The sequence below is a fragment of the Streptomyces sp. MST-110588 genome, assembly GCF_022695595.1.
Classification (GTDB): domain Bacteria; phylum Actinomycetota; class Actinomycetes; order Streptomycetales; family Streptomycetaceae; genus Streptomyces.
In genome coordinates, this window is the sequence record NZ_CP074380.1 from 3,972,041 (window position 1) to 3,995,848 (window position 23,808).

The following is a 23,808-nucleotide window of genomic DNA, read 5'->3' on the forward strand; positions in this document are numbered from 1 at the left end:
GCCGCCGAGTCGAAGCCCAGCCATCACAACGTGTAATCGGCGCATGCGGCTTGAGTCAGCCCTCAGCACCCGTGATTACAAACACCGGCCATTTCTGTTATGGCGCAAATGGCCTGGCCAGGGCCCTAGTTCGCACCAGATCCAGGCTCTGCGCCGAATGATGACATGCGCAGGCCACCGGTGTATGGTTTCGACCTCTGTCACCCAGGGTGTTGCTTTGGCCAGTGGTCGATTGATTGGTTGAACGCACCGGCGCCCCGGGAGCAGTGCCCTGCCCCCCACAGCGGGCCCGCGTGCACCGGATCCGGTCGGCCGGATCCAGGCCGCGTGCGCCGCGGAAAGGTTTGCCCATGTCCCGAAAACGGGCCGTGAAAAGACGGATACTCAAGCCCGTCCCTCTGACCGCACTGGCAGGCGTCGGCGCCTGTCTCGCCATCGTCGTCGTACCGTCCGCGTTCGCGGGCAAGGCGGCCCCGGCCGATCAGGCCGCCCCGGCCGGCGCGTGCACGATCCGCTCCGCGGACAAGCACTCCGAAGCGCCTCTTAGCTGCCTCGGCGTCACCGCCTCCCTCGACCACCTGCCCGCCGTCGGCCAGCAGGCCACCCTGACCGTGGACGTCAAGGCACAGGCGGACGTGAAGAACGCCGGCCTGTCCGTCCAACTGCCGCCCGCGCTGCGAATAGCCGACGACGACTCCGGCCTCCCCGCGCCCACCACGGACGCCTTCGGCCAGCGCACCAGCCAGAAGCTGGCGCTCACCCCCGGCACCCGCTCCGTCAAGCTGAAGGTCAAGGCCGTGGCCGCCGGGCCCGCCCAGATCCAGGCGGACATCAGCGACATCGACCGTCCCGACCCGCGCCGCGCCGGACACGACTCGGTGGAACTGACCGTCGGCACCACCAAGGGCTCCACCGACAAGGGAGTCTCGGTCACCAAGGGCCGTGCGACCAAGGTCCAGGGCCCCGGGCCTGGCCAGCGCAAGCCCCGCAAGACCACCCCCAAGACTCCGCCCCCGGCCCGTGCCAAGACCGGTTCGACACCGGCCGCGCGCGCCCAGGTCTGCGTCGGCGGCACCTTCCGCAACCGCTTCCAGTCCTCCGAGGGCGGCGACTGGAACGGCAAGGCCAGCCGGGACGAGCCGGTCAGCAACGCCAACATCACCCTGTGGGGCAAGCCGACCGCGGGCAGCGCCACGCGGAAGCTCGCCACGGGGATGACCGGCAACGGCAACGGCAAGTTCAACCTCTGCTACACCCCGACCACCGCCGTCACCTCCGCCGCCTGGGTGGAGTTCCAGACGCAGGCCGGCCGCATGTGGTCGGTGGTGGACGGCAACAACGGCCTCTACGCCACCGCCTCGTACGCGGCGAACAACATCTCGCGCAGCATCAGCCTGGGCGACGTGTACGCCAACACCGGCCAGAGCCGCGCCTGGCACGCCTTCGACACCCTCAACAAGCTGTGGTGGAACCGCGGTTCCACGACCAACTGCTGGGCGAGCAGCCAGCAGGACGGCCGCTGCACCCCGATCACCGTCCAGTGGTACCCCGGCTCCACCGACGGCACGTACTGGATGTCCGGCGAGGACAAGATCCACCTCGCGGACAACGACCCCGACGCCGAGCACACCACCATCCACGAGGCGGGTCACGCCCTCATGGGCAAGCTCTACCGGGGCTGGTGGCCGCAGGTGAGCAACTGCTCACCGCACTACGTCAACCGCACCTCCTCCGCGAGCTGCGGCTGGACCGAGGGCTTCGCCGACGCGGTGGCGTTCCACACGTTCAACGACACGACCTACTACTGGGGCAACGGCGGCTCCCAGGACCTGGCCAACGACCGCTCCACGAGCGGCATCGACCCGGGCGACGCCTGCGAGGCGCGGGTCGCCACCGCGCTGGTCGACCTGTGGTCCCAGGTCGACGGCGGCTGGGTGAAGAGCAACTCCATGATGGCCCGGGACCCCCAGTCCAGCTTCCGCGAGTACTTCGTCACCGACCGGCCCGCCTACGGCCTGGACACCGGTACGAAGGCCCGGAACATCATCTGGAAGCACACCATCTGGTACTGACCGGTTCCGACGACTCACCGTAGTCGATCACACGCGCACAGGGACCGGGCCGACTGTCGGCCCGGTCCCCGTGCGTCGCGTCCGTGACGGCTCTCCCGGCACTACCCGCGGATGATCTCCACCGCGCGGGTCAGGGGCCCCACCGGGCCGTTCGGCGCCGACCGGTCGCCGTGCGTGGCGCCGGCGGTCAGCGCGGTTCCCGCCCACAGTGCGGCCATCAGCAGAACGATCAGCGTGGCGTTGCGGGTGCGGCGGCCGGCGTTCGTCCTGGGCTGCATGGGTCCTCTCCCCTTACGTACGGATCGGGGCCTGGTGGCCCCCCTTCCATTACGTCACGGGAAACCCCCCGTCCTCGTACGCGCCAGGTACATATTCACGTCAGCCTTAAGTCGGACAGGGCATCCACCCTGAGGCGCAGAACCCGAAAGAGTGCGCCGCCGACGGGCGCGCTGTTTACGGTCACCGCGCTGTCTACGGTCACGCGGTGAGCACCGACACCCGGCAGCCGCCCCCCGCCCCTCTAAAGATCAACTTCCGCCCACACCGTCTTCCCCGCCGCCCGCACCTCCGTCCCCCACCGGTCGGCGATCATCCCGACGATCACGATCACGATCACGATCACGATCACGAGCCCGTGCCCACCCGTCCCGGCGCCCCGGGGGCCGCGCGTGCGGCAGCCGCCCGGCCCCCGGATCACTCACCTCGATCCGCAGCGTCATCCCGCTCATCACCGTCCGTACCCGGAACAGCCGGTTACGCAGCGATCCGTGCAGCTACCGTATGGGTGGAGAACGAGAAGGCATCAGCCGCGTACGCCGAGTCATTCGACCGTGCCGCCCGGCTCAGCCTGTCACAACACGACTCAACCGTGCTGATCGAGAGTATCCGGAAGGAATCGTGAGCCGTGGCCGAGTACACATTCGTGACGTCCAGCCACAGCACCCTCAGTGGCGAGTGCGTCGAGGTAGCGATGAACAACCCGGGAGAGGTCGCGGTCCGGGACTCCAAAGATCCGGACGGCCCCATACTCCGTTTCGGGGCGGCCGAGTGGGCGGCCTTCCAAGAAGCCGTGGCGCAGGACGGCTCCATATTTCGGTGAACGGGACTCGGGCGGCCCACCCCCGTGTCGGCGGAGACGGCGCCGACCGGCCGTCGAGGGCCGATCAGGCGGTGTCGCCCGGGGGCGTTTCGGTTCTGGTGTAGAGGACCTCGCGGCCCTGCTCGGCGGCGCGGATCAGCGCTTCGCTGACGAAGTCGAGGAAGCGGGCGGCGTTTTCGAGGCGGTGGGCGGCCGGGGTGCCGTGGCCGAGGATGCCGACGCCCTGCCGGGCGGTCTCGATGAACTCGTCGTTGGCGCGGGCGCTGCGGAGCATCGACTGGTACCAGAGGTCGTCGTCCACGACATAGCGCTCGCGGCGGCGCTCGTCGCGTTCCCGGCGGACGAGGTCCAGGCCCTCCAGGAACGTGATCGCCTTGGAGATGGACGCCGGGCTGACCTGGAGGCGCTGGGCGAGTTCGGAGGCGGTGAGGCTGCCGCTGTCGGTGGTGTAGAGGCAGCCCAGTACCCGGGCCATCATCTTGGGCAGGCCCGAGGTCATGAAGACGGTGGTCAGCGTCTCCTGGTAGTCGCGTACGGCCTCGGCGTCGCGCCCGTACGGCTGCGGGAGTGCCTGCGACCCCTGGGGCGCGGTCGGCCGGCGTCGTTGGGTGCGCTGCTGGGTGGCGCGGTGGGCCAGGTCGGCGCGGTATCCGGTGGGACCGCCGTTCCGCGTCACCTCACGCGTGATCGTGGAGGTCGGGCGGCCGAGACGGCGGGCGATCTCGGCGTAGGCCAAACCGTCGGACAGCCCGGCCGCGATCTGCTGGCGCTCCTGCTGGGTGAGTCTGCCTCCCGGCATCACGGCCCCCTTCATGCCCCACAGGTGGTCCATGGGTGCTGCTTCTCGGTGTTCCTCGACGCCTTCACCATAGCGTTCAGCTCCTAGTAAGTGCAACGACCGGTGGTCTCGTCATTGCGTTAGGCGTGAAGGCGTTGCAACGATTTGCAGCCACTCACCTGCGCAGATGTTGTTTTGAAGCAATGTCGGTGTTGCTGATACCTGGAAAGCAACGTAGCGTTTCCATCGTTCGGAAACGGCGACCCATCAGCACAAGGGAGAGCACGATGCAGAAGTTCGACACCCCGGCCCCGATCTCCGCCGTCCTGACCGTCCCCGCGGGACGTGTCCAGTTCATCGCCGCGGACCGGGCCGACACCGTGGTCGAGGTCCGTCCCGCGAACGCCGCGAAGGGGCGTGACGTGAAGGCGGCGGAGCAGACCACGGTCGACTACGCCGATGGGGTCCTGCGGATCGAGAACGCGGCGAAGAACCAGTACCTCGGCCCCTCCGGGGCCGTCGAGGTGACGGTCAAGCTGCCCGCCGGTTCCCGGGTCGAGGGCAGGGCGGCGGGCACCGAACTCCGTACCCTCGGCCGCCTCGGCGACGTCGCCTTCGAGGGCGCGTACCGCCAGATCAAGGTGGATGAGGCCGCGAGCCTCCGGCTGACCGCGGTCGACGGCGACGTGGAGGTCGGCCGACTGGGCGGGGCCTCGGAGATCAGCACCGCGAGGGGCGACATCCGGATCGCCGAGGCCATGGGCGGCACGGTCGTACTCAGCACCCGGTCCGGTGACATCACCGTCGCCGCATCCCGCGGAGTCAGTGCCTCTCTGGACGCGGGCACCAGCCACGGCCGTATCAACAACGCCCTCAAGAACGACGGCACCGCCGGTCTCGACATCCGCGCCACCACCCCCAACGGCGACATCACCGCCCGCAGCCTCTGACCTGCTCCCCACAGCACCTCGCCGCGCCAACCAGCCACCCACCCACCCAGTCACTCACTCATCCACACACCCCACGAGGAGCCCACAGTCATGTCCCTCAACCTCACCGGCCGGCCCAGCGGTTTCTCCGACACGGGGCTGCGCAGACTCCGCGACGTGCTGACGCGGCATGTGGAGTCGGGGCGGATCCCCGGTCTCGTTGCCCTGGTCAGCCGGGGCGGCCAGACGCACGTCGAAGCGCTCGGGACGATGCGCCACGAGGGTGGCGCGTCGATGCGCCGGGACACGATCTTCCGGCTGGCCTCGACGTCCAAGCCGGTCACGATGGCGGCGGCGATGGTCCTGCTGGACGAGTGCCGGATACGGCTCGATGACCTGGTGGAGACTTGGCTGCCGGAACTCGCCGACCGCCGGGTGCTCAGACGGCCCGACGGTCCGCTGGAGGACACCGTGCCTGCGCGCCGGCCGATCACCGTACGGGACCTGCTGACCTCCACCTTCGGGCTCGGTATGGACCTGACGGCGGTGGGCACCCCGATCATGGACGCGATCTTCGAGCGGGGCGTGTTCAGCCAGGGCGCGTCAGCGCTGGCCGAGCCGGACGAGTGGATGCGCCGCCTGGGCACGCTGCCGCTGATGCAACAGCCCGGGGAGCGCTGGCAGTACCAGATCAGCCACGACGTGCTGGGCGTGCTCGTGGCCAGGGTCACCGGGCAGTCGCACGAGTCGTTCCTGCGTGAACGGGTCCTGGGCCCGCTGGGCATGAAGGACACCGGTTTCCATGTGCCTGCCGACAAGATCGACCGGCTGCCGCCCTGCTACACACCGAACCCGCAGACGGGGGAGTTCACCGTGTGGGACGAGGCGGTGGGCGGGCAGTACAGCGCGCCTCCGGCGTTCCAGTCGGGCGGTGGCGGCCTGGTCTCCACCGTCGACGACTACCACGCCTATCTGCGGATGCTGTTGAACCACGGCATGCACGACGGCGAACGCGTCCTGTCCCGGCCGGCCGTGGAGCTGATGACCACCAACTGCCTCACCCCCGAGCAGGAGGCCGCCCGCAGCGAACTGGCCCGCAACAACGTCCACATCTCCTTCGGCCAGGGGCAGCACGGCGGTTGGGGCTACGGCATGGCGGTACGCACCTACCGCGGCGACTACGCGCCCATCGGCCAGTTCGGCTGGGACGGCGGTACCGGCACCTCCGCCTACGCCGACCCGCACAACGGGCTCGTCGGCATCCTGCTCACCCAGGTCGGGCTGTCCGTGCCCGCCCCGGCACAGCTCATCCACGACTTCTGGACCACGCTCTACCAGGCGATCGACGACTGACGCCGGACCCACGCCCCCGCAGCCGGGCCGGCCTTCGGCCCGGCTGCGGGGGCAGGCGGACATGGACCGATGGACTAACGGCCGGACGGCGCGGTGACGGTGGGGGCGGCGGCCAGTGCGCCGAGGACCGTGGGCGCATCGCGTCGCCGGGTGGCGATGCGGACCGCCCGGTCACCGTCCCGGCACTCGATGACGACGCCGTCGTACTTGTAGAGGGGCTGCCAGCCGGCGTACTCCTCGACGGTGAAAGTCCGGACGCCCTGTACGGTCAGCGTTTCCGGAAGCTCCTTGCGGGCGAATCGGCCGTCGGGGTCCGGCGTGGCCGCCGGCCGCCCGTCCCCCACCACCAGGTGCCCGTAACCGGACACGCTGTAGGGGACGTCCCCGCTCACGGACGCCCGCAGGCACCGCTTCTCCGTGGGCGGTACCGGCACGATGTCACCGGTGTCGGCGGCGCGGACCATGCGCTGCCGCATGCGCCGTAGGGTCAGCCAGGCCAAGGCCAGGGCCGGCACGATGCCGACCCCCGTGATCAGGAACGCCTGCTGTACACCGCCGCAGAGCATGGCCGCGCAAGCGCCGATCACGCCGAGAAGGGCACCGGCCGCGACTCCCACGCCGGGCGCCCAGGGAACCGCGTGGGCCGGGGCGGAGGAGCGGGGCCGGCGCCAGAACAGGAACGAGAGCATGCCGAGTCCGAAGGGCAGCGCGCCGAGGCCGATCGCCACGGGAACCCGCCAGTGGGAGGTCGGTGACGCCGAGGTCTCCTGGGAGGTCACGCCGAGCCGTACGGCGGTGATCTCACCCCGCCAGTACGTCACGGTCACCTTGTCGCCGGTGCGTGCGGCGCCGTACACCGGCCCCCACCCGGCCATGCGCACACGCCGCACGGTGGACGAGCCGGCCTCGGTCAGGAGGAGGTACTCCTTGTTCTTGAACTCGTGATCCGTTCCTTTGACGGTCGCCGGGACCGCCGTCGTGCACGAGCCGGACCGGGGGGTGCCGGCCGGGCAGGCGGGCGCGGCGGTGTACGCGTCGGCGTCCGCCAGCGTGCCGGGCACGGTGGCGAGGGACCCCGCGGACACCAGCACGGCCAGCAGTCCGATGACGGCGAGAGCCACCGTCGCCCGCTTGCGGGTCGCTTCCGGCGTCCGGCCCGGCGTCCCGTTCAGTCTTCCGTCCGGTGTCCCGTCCGGCTTTTCAGAACGCGCCATACCCGCCGCCCCCTTCTGCCGCCCCCGGGCGGCAAACAGTTGCTCCGCCCCGCATTCTGCCCGGGTGTTCCGCACCCGTGGAGGCCAGGGTGGCAACACCGCTCACCGAGGCGCCGCCCGGCCGCCGCCCCCCTCACAAAAGCCCCCCGAACAGCGGGAACGCAGCTCGGAGGGCGATAGGCGTGGGCGCGCCGGTGGTACTCCTCAGTCCGACTCGGCCTTACGGATGCGGTACCACGTCACCCCGACCATGAATGCCGTGAAGAGCATCGCGTAGGAGCCCTGGGACGCGTACGAGACGTACTCCTCGTTGCCCTCGGCGCGGAATTGGACCGCGAAGAATCCCAGCACGGTACCGACTGCCGCGAACCCGCAGATCAGTGCGGCGAAAGGCGGCTTGGCCATTCCATCTCCTCCAAACAATGAGCTGACCTGATCGCCGCAGAGTCTACGTAGGGGCGGTCTACGTAGGGGCGGGTCGGCCACGGATCGGCTGCCACTCGCTTACCCATGACGGTGTGTTCCATGCACATCCACGGCCAGGACCATCAGCCCACAAGCCGCTCCAGCTCCTCGTTGTAGAACTCCTCCGCCGCGCAGACGCCCGAGAGGACGCCGAAGTAGCGGTCCACCAACTCCTGATGGGGGGATATGGCGCGGACCACCGCCAGTTTCTCTTCCGTCACCTTGAGTTCGGCCACGCTCAGCGTGCCGTGGTAAGCCTCCACGAACTTCTCTTCCAAGTCCCTGGCATAGCGGTCACACGCCGCCGTGAGGGCCTTCGGGTCGTGCAGGTCCGTGCCGATGTAGTCGGTGAGCATCTGCACCTGACGGAAGGCGTCGGTGATGCCCCGGGCGGCGATGGAGTCCTTGTGATGCGCGGCGTCACCGACCAGGGCCCAGCCCGGACCTGCGGACTGCCGTACGAAGTTGAGCTGTTCGCCCGTGCCGTAGAGCCGTTCGGCCTGGCGGGCGGCGGACAGCCGGTCGCTCAGCTCCGGGGACGTGGTGCGGATCGCTTCCAGGTAGGCGGCCTGGGCGTCCTTGCGTATCTGCCGGAACTCCGCCTGGGGGAAGTAGGCCATCACCAGCGTGCGCCCGTCGTTGGTCGGTACGACGCCGAGTGACCGCCCGGTGCGTTCGTACAGCTCCCAGTGCGAGGCGTTCAGGCCCTCCCAGTAGCTGTAATACGTGCAGCTCATGGGCGCATGCTCGACGATCACCGGTGCCTGGACGTGCCGGGCGACGGTCGAGCGCATGCCGTCCGCGCCGACGACCAGACGTGCACGCTCGGTGAACTCGCCGCCGGCCGTCCTGTACTTCACGCCGGTGACCCTGCCGTCCTCCTGGAGCAGACCGGTGACCGTGCATCCCTCGCGGAACTCGGCACCGGCCTCGACCGCGGCGGCGGCGAGGATCGGGTCGAGTACGTAACGCCTGGGCGCGTACGTCGTGGTGTGCCCGTCGGCCGGCAACAGGGAACCGACGAGCCGGACGCCCGCGGTCTCGCAACTGACCCGGTCTATAGGCGTGCATCCGGCGGCCCGCAGCTTCTCCAGCACGCCCCACCGGTCGAGCAGGGCGACCCCTGGCTGGTGAAGGTAGTGGGAGGAGAGCTTGTCTTTCGGAAAATGCGCCTTCTCCAATAACAGCACGCGGTATCCGGCACGGGCCATCAGCATTGCCGTCGGCGCCCCCGCACAGCGCGCACCGACCACGATCACGTCGTACACGACGTCTCCTTGCTCCTCGGACCGAGAAAACTGAACCCCCGTGTTATTCGGCTCCCAGCCCTGGAAGGAGAAGAACACGCTCAAGGCACCCTCGAAGATGCGCGCGAAGTCGTCGAGGTTCCACGTGAAACATCGGTCGATGGTGGTGGGAATTGCAATCGAGCGTGCTGCGGGGCGAGTTCGTGCGCTGGCAGAGGCACGCGGCAAACCATCAACAGATGCCGAACAGGACCCAAAACGGGGACCATAGGCCCTGGCCCCATAGGGCCATATGGCGGGCGGATTCCGTCTCGGTGAGCGGGCGCGAGAAGTAACCGGCTCCCCGCGCGGGTTAGGTCGCTCACGCCCCCGGCCGGCCGTCCCGGTCAGTCGTCCCGGTCAGTCGTCCCGGTCGTCGTCCAGGGCCCGGCCGTTGATGACGTTCTCCGCCGTTTCCTGCAGGGGCTGGTTGTAGCGGTAGGAGTGGGCACGCATACGGGCCAGTGCGTCGTCGGGGGTGAGGTTGTCCTTCGCCGCGAGGATGCCGGCAGCGGCATGTACGGCCGGGGGGTAGCCCTGCGGGCCCGGGCGGGCGGAGCGGGCGTCGGCCGCCAGGAAATGGGGGTGCTCGTCCAGGACGAGCAGGGCGAGAATGCGGGCGTACGCGCGGGCCCGTGCCTTCTCCTGGCCGTTCAGGGAGCGCGCCTGGAGGCGGTAGAGGTCCAGGGCGCCGACGCGCAGATCCCCGACGGCCAGGGGAAGCGCCGTCACACTGCGGATACCGAGTTCGGCCGCGACCTGGCTGAAGGCGGGCCACCGGCTGGGGGCGAGGTTGAGGTCGGCCTCCTCGATCAACGCGTGCTGGAGGAAGGCGTCGGTGCACGGGCCCTCACCGGTCACCAACTGGGCGTTCTCCAGCAGTTCCGCCTGCTCGTTGCTGGCGCATCCCAGTACGCGCAGCTCACCGACGGTGACAAGGGTGACGCCCAGGGCGTCGACATCGATGTCGACGGCGGTCGCCTGGCAGGCCGTGGCCAGCGTGACGCCGGTGCCGGCGGCACGTGCGGTCTCAGAGAGGTGCCGCCAGGCTGCGGCGTGATGGCGATCGTCGTCCATGTGTTTTCCCAACGGCAGCGCCCGGGCCGTACGTCGGAGGCGCACGGAGGAGCGGTAGGGGTGGAGCAGGTCGAGTACCTGGTTGAAGGGGCGGGGCCGGGGTGAAGGCCGAGGCCGGAGGACCAGAAACCGGGGCCGGGGGCCAGGGGTCGGAGGGCGGGCAGGGACGGGTGGGCCGGCAGGCGGCCATAGAGGGCCGGACCCGGCCGCGGCGGGGATCAGTGGTCGGGTCGGCGAAGGTCATCGCTGTCGAGTTCGCCGTCGATCACCATCCGGCAGACCTCGGACAGCCGGAGCTGATGCGCCCGGGCATACCGGCGTACGGTGTCGAACGCCTCGTCCAGGCTGGTCTGCCACCGCTCGGTGAGGATGCCCTTGGTCTGCTCGATGACGATACGGCTGGTCAGAGCCGCCTGTAGCTGGACGCGCTCCACGTTGCCCTGGACGATGGTGCGGTGCTGCAGGATGGCGATGGTCGCCACGTCGGCCAGCGCCTGTGCCACGTTCGCGTTCTCCGGGGAAATGTCCTGAGCGCGGGTGTCGAAGAGGTTCACCGCCCCGATGATCTGCTGGCGCAGGCGCATCGGCAGCGCGTGGGTGGTGAGGAATCCGGCCTGCCGGGCTTGCGCGGCGAACACGGCGAATCCCGCCGTTTCCTCGGGGTTGTCCAGGTGGATGTTCAGCCGGGCGACGCCGGTCCGGTGGACTTCCACACACGGCCCCTGGTCGCTTTGCAGGGCGAACAGCTCCAGCAGCCGGGTGTGCTCATCCGAGGCGGCGATCACCTGCAGGCTGCCCGTGGGGTCGGCGAGGGAGACGCCCACGGCCGACACGTCGAGCAGTTCGACGCAGCGGTCGCAAAGCTGGTGGAGAAAGTCGATCAGGTCGAAGTCGTCAACCAGGGTGTCGACGGCCTCGACGACAGCCGCCAGGAGGCGTTGTTCCCGGGTCATGATCCTTCAGTCCTTTCGCCGGCCAGGCGCGTCCGGCCCGTCTCCATCATTTCTGAAGTGCACCCGCCTGGCCACCACGTCCGTGGCAACCTCCGCCACCGTACGGCCGCGCCGGTAGGCGTAGGCCCGCAGCCGCAGCAGGGCCTGTGCGAGCGGAACCCCGGCCTGAACGCTGATCATTCCCGTGGCCTGGTGAACGGCCGCTCCGTAGAAGATCGAGTGGTTCTCCCCGGCGGCGATGGCCTCCTGCTGTTCGCCGCCTTCGAGAATCACCGCGGTCAGCGCGCCCGTCAGCAACAGGGTGTCGGTCAGCGCCCGCTGCGACAGCGCGCCGGGCGCCGCACGTTGAAGAGTCATGACGCCCAAGCATGCGCCACCGATGTGCAGCGGAAAACAGAACACCGCGCGCACGCCCATAGCCGTGACGTCGGGCAACAGGCCGGGCCATCGGTCACCGGGGACGCGGCTCAGGTCGGGCTCCAGCACGGTGGCGCACGTGGCGACCGCCTGCGGACCCGGGCCCTCCCCCAGTGTGAACTGGAGCCCCTCCAGGCGTTCGCTGACGCCGGGGGAACACCAGACGACTTCGTTCAGCCCGCCGTTCACCGTCAGGGAGACCGCGACCCCGTCGACGTCCAGCACCTGGGCACAGAACACCGGGTCCGCCCCCACGAGTCCGCCGCTGCCGGGCGCGGGCCGCAGGGTCTCCAGAACGGCAGCCATCGCGGAACTGGCGCCCACCGTCCTCACCCACTTCCTGACCGCGCCATCGCCTGCCGCACTCGGCGAGCCGAGTACTTCCAGCCTAGACGGGTTGCTGCCGGGAATCGCCGTACCGAACGCGGGATTCCGAGGGGTTCTCCCGCCCGTCGGCGGCGGGTGAGGACAGCCCAGGTCGACGGGGCCGGCCACCGGGAAACCGGGGGGCCGCGACGGCCGCCGGCCCACCGTTCGCATGGCGGACACCGATGTCGTACGCATGCATGTTGTATCTATCCTGTGCGCATGTCTCTCGCCCCAGCAGCCTCCTCCCCAACCGGCGCATCGCCCGCCTCGGGCCCCGCACCTGATTCGGGCTCCACACCCGCCGCCCCTACGGGTGGGCCCGCCCCGGCCCCCGCCAAGCAGCCCCCGCCGCCGAACGGGTCTACACCCACGTCAAACAGGCCGTCCTGGAGCGCCGCTACGAGGGCGGGATGCTGCTGACCGAAGGCGAGCTGGCCCAGGCCGTCGGCGTGTCGCGCACCCCCGTACGGGAGGCGCTGCTCCGCCTGGAGGCCGAGGAGCTGATCAAGCTCTACCCGAAGAAGGGCGCCCTGGTCCTGCCGGTGTCCGCCCAGGAGATCGCGGACGTGGTGGAGACCCGGCTGCTGGTCGAGGAGTACGCCGCCCGCAAGGCCGTACCGGCGGGCCCGGCGCTCCTTGCCGAGCTGGAAGAACTGCTGGACCGGATGAAGGAGCTGGCCGCCGCCGGGGACCTGGCCGGCGTGTCCGTCGCCGACCGCTGCTTCCACGCCGCCATCGTGCGCGACACCGGCAACCAGATCCTGGACCGCCTCTACGAGCAGCTCCGCGACCGGCAACTGCGGATGGGCGTCGCCGTCATGCATGCCCACCCGGACCGGATCGCCAAGAACATCGCCGAGCACGGCGAGATCCTCGACGCCCTGCGCGCGGGCGACGCGGACGCGGCCGGCCGCGCCGTACACCGGCACGTGAGCCGGGTACGCAACCTCGCGCAGGGAGACGTCCGATGAGCGCGGGCGCGTCCGCGATACCCGCCGCGCAGTTGCCCGGCGACCCGCCCGGAGGCCGCCGCGCCGTGGCCGTCTGGGGGATCGGCGTCGCCGTCTACTTCGTCGCCATCACCTACCGTACGAGTCTGGGCGTCGCCGGACTGGACGCCGCCGACCGCTTCCACATCAACGCCTCCGCGCTGTCCACCTTCTCCATCCTCCAGCTCCTGGTCTACGCGGGCATGCAGATACCCGTCGGCCTGATGGTCGACCGGCTCGGCCCCAAGAAGGTGCTGACGCTGGGCGCCGTGCTCTACACCCTCGGCCAGCTCGGCTTCGCGCTCTCCGGCTCCTACGCCGCCGCCCTCGGCTCCCGTGCCCTGCTGGGCTGTGGCGACGCGATGACGTTCATCAGCGTGCTGCGTCTGGGCGCCCGCTGGTTCCCGGCCCGCCGGGGCCCGCTCGTCGCGCAGATCGCCGCCCTGGTCGGCATGGCCGGCAACCTGATCTCCACCCTCGTCCTCGCCCGCCTGCTGCACACCTTCGGCTGGACGCCGACCTTCGCGGCCAGCGCGCTCGGCGGCGTACTGGTGCTGGCGCTGCTGACGGCGTTCCTCAAGGACCATCCGCAGGGGTACGGGCCACAGCCGGGGTCCGCCGCGCGCAACGGGGCGGGGCCCGAACGTATCGCCGGGTCCGAACCCGCCACCGGGCCCGAACGTGTCGCCAGGACCGAACGCGTCAGGGCCGAGGAAGAAGCAGGGAAAGGCGAGACGGCCGGCTCCGGCGGCTTCATACGCCGCCAGATCGCCGACGCCTGGCACGAACCGGGCACCCGCCTGGGCATGTGGGTGCACTTCACCACCCAGTTCCCGGCGATGGTCTTCCTGCTGCTGTGGGGCCTGCCCTTCCTCGTCCAGGCACAGGGCCGTAGCCGCGGCGCGGCGGGCGCGCTGCTCACCCTCGTCGTCCTGTCCAACATGGTGATCGGCCTGGTCTACGGCCAGATCATCGCCCGCCACCACGCGGCCCGGCTGCCGCTGGCCCTGGGCACGGTCGCCGCCACCGCGCTGCTGTGGGCCGCCACCCTCCTGTGGCCCGGCCACGCCCCGACGGCGCTGCTGTCCGTCCTGTGCGTGGTGCTGGGTGCCTGCGGCCCCGCCTCGATGATCGGCTTCGATTTCGCCCGCCCCGCCAATCCGCCGCAGCGCCAGGGCACCGCCTCCGGCATCGTCAACATGGGCGGCTTCACCGCCTCGATGACGACGCTGCTGGCCATCGGTGTGCTGCTGGACGCCACCGGTGACAACTACCGGGCCGCCTTCGCCTCGGTCTTCGTCCTTCAGGCGCTGGGCGTCTGGCAGATCCTGCGGCTGCGGTCCCGCGTCGTACGGCGCGAACGCGAGCGCCTGGTCGCCAGCCGCGTGGAGACCGTACACGTACCCGCATAAACAGCCCTAAAAGCCGCAATAGGGCGAACCCGACCCCAGCCCAAGCGGTTTCCCCTCACAGCCCTACAGTCCCGGCCCCCTGCCGCTGCCCCACGCCCTACGGCGTGATCGCGAAGTTCCCCAGAATCGAATCGGCCAGCGCCCGGTCCCCGTCGATCTTTATCTGCTCGGCGACGGCGGCCGGGCGCACCCGCCCGCAGGCCAGCCGCATGTAGACCTCCCAGTCCATCGACAGCGTCACGGCCGGGCCGAGCGGAACGCTGGCGTCGACCGTGCCCACTCCCTGGGCGTCGACCCGTACCGTACGCATGAACTCCACCGGCCCGCCCACGTCCACCACGACGGACGACCCGGCGGGCGCACCCGCGTCCTTGGCGACGACCTTGGGCAGCGCGAGCAGCAGCAGGTCGCGGGTGATCTGCGCGCCGGGGGAGTCGAGGTTTCCCGGGGCGTTCAGCGCCCGGCGCAGATCCTGCTCATGAACCCATACATCGAATGCCCGCTGCCGCAGCAGGAATTGCAGACTGCGCTCCTCACCCAGGGGACCGCGCAGCACCGTTTCGGGGGAGCGGGTCTCGTTGCGCAGGCTGCGGGCGCGGCGGATGACGGTGTATTCCAGCTCGGCGGTCATTTCCGGCCCGGTGTGGTGCCGCCGGACGTCCACCTGGAGTTCCATACGGCGGGCGAAATCGGTCCGTACGTGGAACAGGTCGCGCGGCAGCGTGTGGATCGGGCGGGGGTCGCCGAGCATCTCGCATTCGACGCCGATGATGTGCGAGACGACATCGCGCACGGACCATCCCGGAAGGTCCGTCGGCCGGCTCCATTCGCCTTCCGTGAGCGGTGTCACCAGCTCGGATATCGCCTCGATGGAGTGCGTCCAGGCGTCGATGTAGGGCTGCAGACTTGGGTGGACGGTCACGGGACCCCTCGGACGTTCGTACGCGGGCTGCTGTCTGTGCAGTTAAGTTACGCTGCGCACGGGCACCCCGGCAGTGCTTTCGGGTGACCATCGTAGGTCGATTTTTGACGGCGGACCGGCTCGAATGCTTAGGCGGTGGTACTGTGCGCGCTTCGCTGCTCCAGATCGGTGTGGACACGGAAGAACCGGTCAAGTCCCGGCGCCTGCGCGCCGCTGCGCTGGTACGCGAGCGCTCCGGCAGCGACCTCGTCGTACTCCCCGAACTGTGGCCCGTCGGTGCCTTCGCCTTCGACTCCTTCCAGGCCGAGGCGGAACCGCTGCACGGCCCGACGTACGAGGCGATGTCGGCCGCCGCGCGCGACGCCGAGGTGTGGCTGCACGCCGGATCGATCGTGGAACGCGCCGCCGACGGTGCCCTCTACAACACCTCCCTGATCTTCGCCCCCGACGGCTCACTGGCCGCCGTCTACCGCAAGATCCACCGCTTCGGCTTCGACCGGGGTGAGGCGGTCCTGATGGGCGCCGGCGAAAAGCCCGTCACGGTGCCGCTGCCCGACACCACCCTCGGCCTGGCGACCTGCTACGACCTTCGCTTCCCCGAAATGTTCCGGCAGTTGACGGACGCCGGCGCGCAGACCCTGGTCATCCCGGCCGGCTGGCCCGCCCGGCGCCGCGCCCACTGGTCCCTCCTGGCCCGCGCCCGCGCGGTGGAGAACCAGTGCTACGTCCTGGCCTGCGGCACCGCCGGCACCCACGCCGGCGTCGAACAGGCCGGTCACAGCGTCGTCGTCGACCCCTGGGGCGAGGTCATCGCCGAGGCCGGCCCGTACGAGGAAGTCCTCACCGCCGACCTCGACCCCGCCAAGGTAGCCAAAACCCGCTCCGACTTCCCGGTCCTGCGCGACCGCGTCCTGGGGCTGGACCTGCCGCGTCCATAGAAGCCCGGCCATGCAGGCAGTACGCCAACACGCGCGTCACTTTGCGCGTGGGGGGCGGCGCAGCGGCCCGGTCGCGGGGCCGGTACGTCACGGACAGCACGCCGGCTGACAGTCCTTACCCCGCCGGAACTTTGTCCGTGAGGTCGTAGCCGCCCCTGATCACCTTGGAGTCGGCGGCCGGCGCCATGCACTTGCTCAGCAGCGGCTCGCCCTCCTTGGTGCCTCCGGAAAGCCCGATGCGGCTGGGACCGCTGCCCTTGCCTTCTCCCACGTAGAAGCTGATCCCCATGCGGACATGCCGCTTCAGATAATCGTCCCAGCCACCGACGTCACCCCCGGTGTGCACGATGCGCCCGGTCACGGTGGCGGTGGGGCCGCCGCTGGTCAGGCAGTCGACCTTGAAGTCGCCCCAATTGACCTTCGCCTGCTCGCCCTTGCCGGCCGGCATCCGGTGGTAGATGCGGAAGGTGCCCCAGGCTCTGTCGGGCTCGGCCCAGCCCACGCCCTTGAAGGTGGCGTGGGCGTCGACGGTGACCTGGATGTCGTGACCGGCGTCGGGATAGTCCATGCGGCCCCAGCCCTTGAGGCTGGAGGTGAGGGTCCCGGAAGCGGCGGAGGCCCGTGCGGCCTCGCCGGGCTCGGACGCGGGTGCTGTTGACGCAGTTGACGCAGAGGCGACCCCCGCAGTGGCCGCCACCACGGCGGTCGCCGCGAGGAACGTGACGATGCGGTTGGGCAGCTTGCATCTGGACATGGCGGAACTCCATTCGGGGTCGTGGAACCGAAGCGCCGGAGTGAGAGAACCTCCGCTTCGCCACGACCGATCCTGCTCAACATCCGCTTCGCCCACGTCAGTCACCGGTCGTGACCGCATTCCGCCGTGCGGCTGAGCCCGCCGGTGAAGCGATCCTCCTCAAGACGTACGCGACAACGACCATGGCGCCGAACCAAGACGTCGTCTCAGTCCACGATCCTGGACACCTCGCTCAGATCAGCGTCGCTGTACACAAGGCCCTGGATACGGCGCCGGACGGTGACCCGGCGCCCACCTGCTCCCTGGATCCGGTACCCGGCGACCGGGCTGCCCGGCGGCAAAGCGGCGCTCCCCACTTCGCGTCGGAGGGCCGCGCCCAGACTGCTGGGGTTACGGCTTCTGGTGGGGTGGTTGGGAGGGGTTGATGACAGCCATCCACATGGGCTCGGTGCGGGTCTGCAGCATGTGCAGGGCGGTCCGGACTTCGGCGAGCGGATAGCGGTGGGTGATCAGGTCTTCTGCCTGGAGGAGGCCGGTCTCCATCAGGCGCAGGATCTCGTGGACGTCGGAGCGGGTGCAGGAGCGGGTGCCGATGAGGCGCCAGCAGTTGGTCATCAAGGTGAGGGCGGGGAACGGGCAGGGGGTGGGGTTTCCGCCCATGTGGACCATGGTCGCGCCGGTGGCGAGAGCGGCGGTGGCCTGCCAGGTGGTGGGGCCGTCGGGTGTGTAGTCGAGTACGGCGTCGGCGCCTTGGGGCAGCAGGTGGCGCAGCCGGGCGGTGAGGCCGGAGTTGGTGGCCCAGTCGGTGTCGAGCTCTTCCAGGGCGACGGTGTCGGTGGGCAGGCTGCCTGCGAGCCGGCTCACGGCGTCCAGGCGTGCGCGAGAGCGGGCGACGAGGATCAGCCGGGCTATGCCGAAGTAGGGGGCGAGCTTGATGGTGGCGGTGCCCATGGTGCCGGTGGCGGCGGTGACGACCAGGGCGGAGCCGGGGCGTAGCGCGGCGAGTTTCAGTGCGCGCAGGGCGTTGGCGAGGTCGTGGACTTTGGCGCCGAGGTCGAAGGAGACATTGTCCGGCAGTGGGTCGAGCAGCCAATGGGGCACTCGGATGTATTCGGCCAGGCCGCCGTCGTGGTAGCGCGCGTACAGAGGCATGGGGGCAGGACCGAAGGCGGCGTGGCCGATCATGGCCTGCTGGGCGCACAGCATGTCGCGGTCGGTGGTGCAGGCCGCGCAGGTGCGGCAGTTGAGCTGGGGATGGACGCGGATCCGCTGTCCTGGCGCCCAACCGTGGGCCTCCGCCTCGGGACCGACGGCGGTGATGGTGCCGGCGGCCTCGTGGCCCAGGACGGTGGGCAGGTGACGGAAGGCCCCACGGGACAGGAGGGTCATCATGCCCGGGGCGAGTCCGGCGGCGGCGACGCGGACCAGGACGTCCTGCGCTCCGGGTTCAGGGACGGGAATGGTGTCCAGATGGATTTGGGCGGAGCTGGCGTGGGCGGTGACGGCCTGCATGGTGGGCACGGGGTCTGTCTCCCGGTTTCTCGATGGTCGGTGCGATGGCGCGGCGTCGAAGCGGTGGCGCGGCGTCGAAGCGGTGGAGGGGGTGCGCGTGAAGCAGCGTTTGTCGTTCTTCGGGTGGCGGTGGTCGTAGGTGTGGGTCAGTGCGCGATGAGTTCGCGCACCAGAGGTGAGGTGAGGGGTTCGGCGGTGCGGGCGGCGGGTGCGACGCGGGGAGCCGGTCGGTGGGAGAGGAGGGTGATGTGTAGGGCCGGTTCCTCGGTGATGCTGGTGTGGGCGACCCCCAGGGGGATGCGGACGAAGTCCCCTGGGCCCAGTTCGAGGGCGCCGCGCTGGGTGAGCAGGACGCGCCGGCCGCTGATCTGGTACTGGATCTCGTCGGCGTCCAGGGTGCGGGTGTAGGCCCGCTGGTCGGGCGCGGCGGACAGGCGGGTGATGCCGAGCCGGAAGCCGGCGGCCCGGTAGAGCCACGCGGTTGTTGCGGGGGCGGGGTCCGGGCGCAGCACGGCCAGCCGGCCGGGCTCGTTGTGGGCTTGTTCCAGCAGGAGGCGTTCGTCGCTGCGGTGGGCGGCCACGTCGTGGCCGGGGGTGCCCAGGCACTGGGTGGTGACTTCGGTGACGGTTGCAGCTTCCCAGCCCTCGAAGGGTGGGAAGAGGGGGTGGGAGACGTGGTGGGCGGTGTGTTCTTCGGTGACGGGCGCGGGGACGTAGAAGAGCAGATGGCTCTCCCTACGGCCGTAGTTGTCGTGGGCGACGCCGCGGGGGATGCGGGAGAAGTCGCCGGGCTGAAGCTCGACGGTGCCCAGTTCCGTCATGAGGGTGCGCTCGCCCGCGATCTGGTACGACATCTCGTCCACATCGCAGTTGCGGTGGTAGAAGGGCTGCCGGTTGTCCATGGTCTGCCACTCGACGCGCAGTTGGTCGTTCTCGTAGAGGCCCCGCGGCGGCGCGAACGGCTGGGACGCATACCGCTGGGGAAAGTGCACCGTCTCCAGCAGGGGCTGGTCGGCCCACAACTTCATCGGCCCGGGGGCCGGTTCGGCGAGCAGCAGCTCTTCGTCGCGCCGGATCGTACGCAGGGGCTGCTCGTGTCCGAGCAGGCGGAAGGTTTCGGTCACGATGGCCATGACGGGCTCCTCGGTGTCGGAGGCAGTGAAACGGGGGCGGGGAAGTTGTTCAGCGGGCCTGGCTGGGGCTCAGGGGCTGTGGCGCTGTCGCACGCCGGGCGATGCGGGCGCCGATCGCGGTGGCGACAGCCGCGCCGGTCATGACGCAGGCCATCGCCAGGGCCGGGTCGGCGTCCCCGAGGCCGACCAGCGGGGTGACCAGGGCGCCGGTGGTGAACTGGGTGGCACCCAGCAGTGCCGAGGCCGAGCCGCTGGCACCGGACTGGCCGGACATGGCCAGCGTGGTGCAGCAGGGCGCCGCGAGGCCGAAGGCGGCGATCTGCACCACCAGGGGTATCAGGAACACGGGGAGCGGCGCCCCGGCCCAGGCCGCTGCCAGCACCCCCGTGCCGGCCAGGACGAGGACGGTGGTCGCCTTGGCGAGGATGCGCTGGGGGGTGGTGCGGCGGGCCAGGCGGCCGGTGGCCGCACCGCCCGCCACCATGCATGCCGCGACCAGTGCGAAGACGGCGCCGGCGGCGGTGGGTGTGAGGCCGTAGCCGTTCTGGAGGACGAAGGCCGCACCGGCGATGTAGGCGAAGAGAATGGCGAAGAGCGCGCCGAGGGTCAGCGTGTACGCCCGGAAGGTGCGGTTGCTCAGCAGTCGGCCGTAGACGCGGAAGATGCTGGAGGGGCCGGTGTTGGTCCGCTGTCCGGGCGACAGGGTCTCCGGCATCGAGCGCACCGACCACAAGGCCAGTACGGCGCCGGCCATCGCGAGAGCAACGAACAGGCCGTGCCAGGAGGAGACGCGCAGCAGTCCGCCGCCCAGAACAGGGGCGCAGACCGGGGCGATCCCCATGACCAGGGAGAGTGTCCCGAAGAGCTGGGCGAGTCTGCTGCCGGAGTACAGGTCGCGGGCGATGGCCCGGCCCAGCACCGGTCCGGCCGCACCTGCGAGGCCCTGCAGGAACCGCAGGGCGGTCAGCACCGCGAGCGAGGGTGCCAGAGCACAGCCCAGGGAGGCCAGTGCGAAGACGAGCAGGCCGGCGAGCAGGGGCCGTCGGCGCCCCAGGACGTCGGAGAGCGAGCCCATGAGCAATTGCCCCGCTGCCAGCCCGGCGACGTTCGCGGACAGGGTGACCCCCACCGCTGCCGGACTGGTCTCCAGCGAGGACGCGATGACGGGCAGAGCTGGTACGTACAGGTCGATCGCCATGGGGGCCATGGCGCACAGCAGACCGAGCAGCAGGACGGGGGGACCCTGACGGCAGGAGGTCACGGGAGAGGGCACCGGAAGAACCACCAAACTTGTAAGGTGGCTTATAAAGCTAGAGCTTTATAAGCTAACTGACAAGCGGTGCCCATGGATACGCCCGATACTTCCTCTTCCTCACCTTCCGCCGAAGCTGGCGCAGCGGTCTTCGAGCCGTCCACCGGCTACCTCGTCTGGCAGCTCGGGCACGCCTTGGGCGCCCGGCTCGAACGGGCCCTGCGCGACCTGGACCTCACGCTCGCCCAGCACAATGCCCTTCAGCACGCCATCCATCGCCCCGGCGTCACCAGCGCCGAATCCGCCCGGCGCACGGGTGTGACCGCGCAGTCCATGGGCAGCGCGGTCGCCGACCTGACCGCGCGGGGACTCCTGGAACGCCGCCCACACCCCACCAACCGGCGCATGATCGGCCTGCACCCCACGGAGGCCGGCGCCCGGCTCGCCGCCCGCGCGAAGACGGTGGTCGAGAACGTCAACGCCGAGGCGCTCGCCGTCCTGACACCCCCGGAACAGGCCACCGCCCATCTGCTCCTGCATCGTCTGATCACGCACCTCAACCCCGACGCCCTGCGCCTGCCCTCCTGAGCGCCCAGACCCACGGCGCCGCCCCGGCCGCCGCCACGGAGGAAGCGATGCGGGTCCGCGAGTAAGACGTCATCTCATTTGGTGGCTCTGCGGTCCAGCGGTGGCGGCCCGGACGGGTCGAGGACTTGATGCCCTTGCGGGCGATGCGGTGCCTGATGCCGCAATCCCTTCCAGCCGATTGCGGCCGATTGCGCGCGGATTACGCGAGCGAGTCACGGGCCCGCGTGACCAGCGCGCGAGCCTTCGCGCCGTAGACCGCCATGCCGGCCGGGTTGGCGAACGTGTCGGCGTACAGATCCGGTCCCACCCGGCTCTGTAACGGCTGTCGCACCGCCGTGATCCTCCGTTCACGCCCGGATGGCACCCTTGGTGCATGAACGATGCTGCCCCGGCGTCCACCCCCGCGCGCCCCGCCGTGCCCGTGTCCGTGCCCCCGAGCTGATCGGCAAGGGCGGCTGGCTGAACACCGGAGGCAAGGAGCTCACCCTCGCTGACCTGCGAGGTAAGTGCGTTGTTGTCGACTTCTGGACATTTTGCTGTGTGAACTGTCTGCATGTTCTGGACGAGCTGCGGGAGCTGGAGGAGCGGCACCGGGACACCGTGGTGATCATCGGGGTGCACTCGCCGAAGTTCGTGCACGAGGCGGAGCACCAGGCCGTCGTGGACGCGGTGGAGCGGTACGGCGTCGAGCACCCGGTGCTGGACGATCCCGAGCTGGCCACGTGGAAGCAGTACGCCGTACGGGCCTGGCCGACACTGGTGGTCATCGACCCCGAGGGGTACGTCGTCGCGCAGCACGCGGGCGAGGGGCATGCCCATGCCATTGAGAAGCTCGTGGAGGAGCTGGAGGCCGAGCACACGGCCAAGGGCACGCTGCGGCGCGGTGACGGCCCTTACGTACCGCCGGAGCCGGTGGCGAGCGACCTGCGCTTCCCCGGGAAGGCGCTGCGGCTGCCCACCGGAACGTTTCTGGTCTCCGACACCACCCGGCACCAGCTCGTGGAGCTGGCGGCGGACGGCGAAAGCGTGCTGCGCCGGATCGGCAGCGGTGAGCGCGGGCTGGGCCCGGACTCCTTCAACGAGCCGCAGGGGCTGGCGCTGCTGCCCGACGGCAAGGTCGCCGTGGCCGACACCGTCAACCACGCCATCCGTACGTTCGACCCGGTCAGCGGCGTGATCGAGACGGTGGCCGGGACGGGCCGGCAGTGGTGGCAGGGGTCGGCGACCTCCGGGCCGGCCCGCGAGGTGGACCTCTCCTCGCCGTGGGACGTGGCGTGGTGGAAGGACCGGCTGTGGATCGCGATGGCGGGTGTCCACCAGCTCTGGACGTACGACCCGGAGACCGGGACGGTACGGGCCGTGGCGGGGACGACCAACGAGGGGCTGGTCGACGGACCGGCCGCCGAGGCGTGGTTCGCGCAGCCGTCCGGGCTGGCGGCGGCCGGGGACCGGCTGTGGGTCGCGGACTCGGAGACCAGTGCGGTGCGGTGGGTGGAGCGGTCCGCCGAAGGGGACGGGGACGATCAGGACGGGGACGACGAGGACGGGGACGATGCGGGGGCGTATGTCGTCCGTACGGCTGTCGGGACCGGGCTGTTCGACTTCGGGCACCGGGACGGGGACGCCGGGCAGGCGCTGTTCCAGCATCCGCTGGGCGTCACCGCCCTGCCGGACGGCTCGGTCGCGGTCTCGGACACCTACAACCACGCGCTGCGCCGGTACGACCCGCACAGCGGCGAGGTGACCACGCTGGCGACCGACCTGCGCGAGCCCTCCGACGCGGTCCTGGTCGACGACGACATCGTCGTGGTGGAGTCGGCCCGGCACCGGCTGACCCGGCTGCGGCTGCCCGAGGAGGCCGTACGGGTCGCGGCGGTCGCCCACCGCACCCAGCGCGCGGCCACCGAGGTCGCGCCCGGGAAGCTGCGGGTGGACGTGGTCTTCCAGGCCCCGGCGGGCCAGAAGCTCGACACCCGGTACGGGCCGTCCACGCGGCTGCTCGTCAGCTCGACCCCGCCGGAGCTGCTGGCCTCGGGCGACGGGGCCGGGACGGACCTGGCGCGGGACCTGGTGCTGGCGGACGGGGTGAGCGAGGGTGTGCTGCACGTCTCGGCGATGGCCGCGTCCTGCGACGACGACCCGGAGATCGAGTACCCGGCCTGCCATGTCCACCAGCAGGACTGGGGCGTGCCGGTCCGGGTCACCGAGGGCGGCGTGGCGCGGCTGGGGCTCGTCCTGGCGGGGATGGACAGCCAGGACGGGAGCGAGCGCGACAGCGCGGAGTAGTTGGAGTGGT

The 23,808-nt window shown here is 70.4% G+C and carries 23 protein-coding genes; 9 read left to right on the forward strand and 14 right to left on the reverse strand.

The annotated features are described in order from the left end of the window. Positions 1 to 350 precede the first annotated feature (350 nt). Positions 351 to 2,072, forward strand: a complete 1,722-nt coding sequence (locus tag KGS77_RS17440) for a mycolysin (RefSeq protein WP_242582719.1) — start codon at positions 351 to 353, stop codon at positions 2,070 to 2,072. A gap of 101 nt (positions 2,073 to 2,173) precedes the next feature. Here the strand turns inward: KGS77_RS17440 and KGS77_RS17445 are convergent, their stop codons facing one another. After that, a complete protein-coding gene (locus tag KGS77_RS17445) occupies positions 2,174 to 2,350 on the reverse strand; it encodes a hypothetical protein (protein WP_242582721.1) in 177 nt (58 codons plus the stop codon). Positions 2,351 to 2,976: 626 nt separating this feature from the next. Between KGS77_RS17445 and KGS77_RS17450 the strand changes: the two genes are divergently transcribed. Continuing rightward, complete coding sequence (locus KGS77_RS17450; protein ID WP_242582723.1) at positions 2,977 to 3,171, forward strand: DUF397 domain-containing protein; 195 nt, start codon at positions 2,977 to 2,979, stop codon at positions 3,169 to 3,171. Positions 3,172 to 3,235: 64 nt separating this feature from the next. Here the strand turns inward: KGS77_RS17450 and KGS77_RS17455 are convergent, their stop codons facing one another. Beyond that, complete coding sequence (locus KGS77_RS17455) at positions 3,236 to 3,970, reverse strand: helix-turn-helix domain-containing protein (protein ID WP_242587521.1); 735 nt, start codon at positions 3,968 to 3,970, stop codon at positions 3,236 to 3,238. A 266-nt stretch (positions 3,971 to 4,236) separates the two neighbouring features. Here KGS77_RS17455 and KGS77_RS17460 point away from each other — a divergent pair, with 266 nt between their 5' ends. Then, positions 4,237 to 4,899, forward strand: coding sequence for a DUF4097 family beta strand repeat-containing protein (locus tag KGS77_RS17460; RefSeq protein WP_242582735.1), 663 nt, complete (start codon positions 4,237 to 4,239; stop codon positions 4,897 to 4,899). Between the two features lie 90 nt (positions 4,900 to 4,989). Beyond that, entirely contained in the window at positions 4,990 to 6,231 is a 1,242-nt protein-coding gene (locus KGS77_RS17465) for a serine hydrolase domain-containing protein (RefSeq protein WP_242582738.1), read from the forward strand. A gap of 74 nt (positions 6,232 to 6,305) precedes the next feature. Here KGS77_RS17465 and KGS77_RS17470 read toward each other — a convergent pair whose 3' ends face one another. From KGS77_RS17470 to KGS77_RS17495, 6 genes are all read right to left on the reverse strand, one after another. Further along, the gene (locus KGS77_RS17470) at positions 6,306 to 7,445 is read right to left on the reverse strand and encodes a hypothetical protein (RefSeq protein WP_242582740.1); all 1,140 of its coding nucleotides are present in this window, start codon (positions 7,443 to 7,445) and stop codon (positions 6,306 to 6,308) included. Positions 7,446 to 7,649: 204 nt separating this feature from the next. Next, complete coding sequence (locus KGS77_RS17475) at positions 7,650 to 7,850, reverse strand: hypothetical protein (protein ID WP_242582741.1); 201 nt, start codon at positions 7,848 to 7,850, stop codon at positions 7,650 to 7,652. Positions 7,851 to 7,993: 143 nt separating this feature from the next. Next, positions 7,994 to 9,178, reverse strand: a complete 1,185-nt coding sequence (locus KGS77_RS17480; RefSeq protein WP_242582742.1) for an NAD(P)/FAD-dependent oxidoreductase — start codon at positions 9,176 to 9,178, stop codon at positions 7,994 to 7,996. Positions 9,179 to 9,556: 378 nt separating this feature from the next. Then, the gene (locus KGS77_RS17485; protein WP_242582745.1) at positions 9,557 to 10,273 is read right to left on the reverse strand and encodes a GAF and ANTAR domain-containing protein; all 717 of its coding nucleotides are present in this window, start codon (positions 10,271 to 10,273) and stop codon (positions 9,557 to 9,559) included. A gap of 218 nt (positions 10,274 to 10,491) precedes the next feature. Beyond that, positions 10,492 to 11,226 (reverse strand): GAF and ANTAR domain-containing protein, encoded by a 735-nt coding sequence (locus tag KGS77_RS17490; protein ID WP_242582748.1) that lies wholly within the window; start codon positions 11,224 to 11,226, stop codon positions 10,492 to 10,494. A gap of 6 nt (positions 11,227 to 11,232) precedes the next feature. Beyond that, positions 11,233 to 11,949 carry a GAF and ANTAR domain-containing protein gene (locus tag KGS77_RS17495; RefSeq protein ID WP_242582751.1) on the reverse strand — a complete coding sequence of 239 codons (717 nt, stop codon included), beginning with the start codon at positions 11,947 to 11,949 and terminating at the stop codon, positions 11,233 to 11,235. 473 nt (positions 11,950 to 12,422) lie between these two features. Between KGS77_RS17495 and KGS77_RS17500 the strand changes: the two genes are divergently transcribed. After that, positions 12,423 to 12,983, forward strand: coding sequence for a GntR family transcriptional regulator (locus KGS77_RS17500; RefSeq protein ID WP_242582753.1), 561 nt, complete (start codon positions 12,423 to 12,425; stop codon positions 12,981 to 12,983). Then, positions 12,980 to 14,413, forward strand: coding sequence for an MFS transporter (locus tag KGS77_RS17505; RefSeq protein WP_242582755.1), 1,434 nt, complete (start codon positions 12,980 to 12,982; stop codon positions 14,411 to 14,413). Before KGS77_RS17500 ends, KGS77_RS17505 begins: the two co-directional genes overlap by 4 nt. A 97-nt stretch (positions 14,414 to 14,510) precedes the next feature. Here the strand turns inward: KGS77_RS17505 and KGS77_RS17510 are convergent, their stop codons facing one another. Then, entirely contained in the window at positions 14,511 to 15,335 is an 825-nt protein-coding gene (locus KGS77_RS17510) for a maleylpyruvate isomerase family mycothiol-dependent enzyme (RefSeq protein ID WP_242582766.1), read from the reverse strand. Positions 15,336 to 15,478: 143 nt separating this feature from the next. Between KGS77_RS17510 and KGS77_RS17515 the strand changes: the two genes are divergently transcribed. After that, entirely contained in the window at positions 15,479 to 16,273 is a 795-nt protein-coding gene (locus tag KGS77_RS17515; RefSeq protein ID WP_242582770.1) for a carbon-nitrogen family hydrolase, read from the forward strand. A 115-nt stretch (positions 16,274 to 16,388) separates the two neighbouring features. Here KGS77_RS17515 and KGS77_RS17520 read toward each other — a convergent pair whose 3' ends face one another. From KGS77_RS17520 to KGS77_RS17535, 4 genes are all read right to left on the reverse strand, one after another. Then, the gene (locus tag KGS77_RS17520; protein WP_242582773.1) at positions 16,389 to 17,027 is read right to left on the reverse strand and encodes a hypothetical protein; all 639 of its coding nucleotides are present in this window, start codon (positions 17,025 to 17,027) and stop codon (positions 16,389 to 16,391) included. A 390-nt stretch (positions 17,028 to 17,417) separates the two neighbouring features. Further along, complete coding sequence (locus KGS77_RS17525; RefSeq protein WP_242587522.1) at positions 17,418 to 18,539, reverse strand: alcohol dehydrogenase catalytic domain-containing protein; 1,122 nt, start codon at positions 18,537 to 18,539, stop codon at positions 17,418 to 17,420. A gap of 146 nt (positions 18,540 to 18,685) precedes the next feature. Further along, entirely contained in the window at positions 18,686 to 19,672 is a 987-nt protein-coding gene (locus tag KGS77_RS17530; protein ID WP_242582775.1) for a hypothetical protein, read from the reverse strand. A gap of 49 nt (positions 19,673 to 19,721) precedes the next feature. Beyond that, on the reverse strand, positions 19,722 to 20,933 hold the full coding sequence (locus KGS77_RS17535; protein WP_242582778.1) for a multidrug effflux MFS transporter: 1,212 nt from the start codon (positions 20,931 to 20,933) through the stop codon (positions 19,722 to 19,724). 84 nt (positions 20,934 to 21,017) lie between these two features. Here KGS77_RS17535 and KGS77_RS17540 point away from each other — a divergent pair, with 84 nt between their 5' ends. Beyond that, entirely contained in the window at positions 21,018 to 21,512 is a 495-nt protein-coding gene (locus KGS77_RS17540) for a MarR family transcriptional regulator (protein WP_242582795.1), read from the forward strand. Positions 21,513 to 21,711: 199 nt separating this feature from the next. On the opposite strand, the gene KGS77_RS34640 is transcribed toward KGS77_RS17540, so the two are convergent. Next, a complete protein-coding gene (locus KGS77_RS34640) occupies positions 21,712 to 21,843 on the reverse strand; it encodes a hypothetical protein (protein WP_277994233.1) in 132 nt (43 codons plus the stop codon). A 38-nt stretch (positions 21,844 to 21,881) separates the two neighbouring features. Between KGS77_RS34640 and KGS77_RS17545 the strand changes: the two genes are divergently transcribed. After that, positions 21,882 to 23,798, forward strand: a complete 1,917-nt coding sequence (locus KGS77_RS17545; RefSeq protein ID WP_242587523.1) for an NHL domain-containing thioredoxin family protein — start codon at positions 21,882 to 21,884, stop codon at positions 23,796 to 23,798. Positions 23,799 to 23,808: the final 10 nt, after the last annotated feature.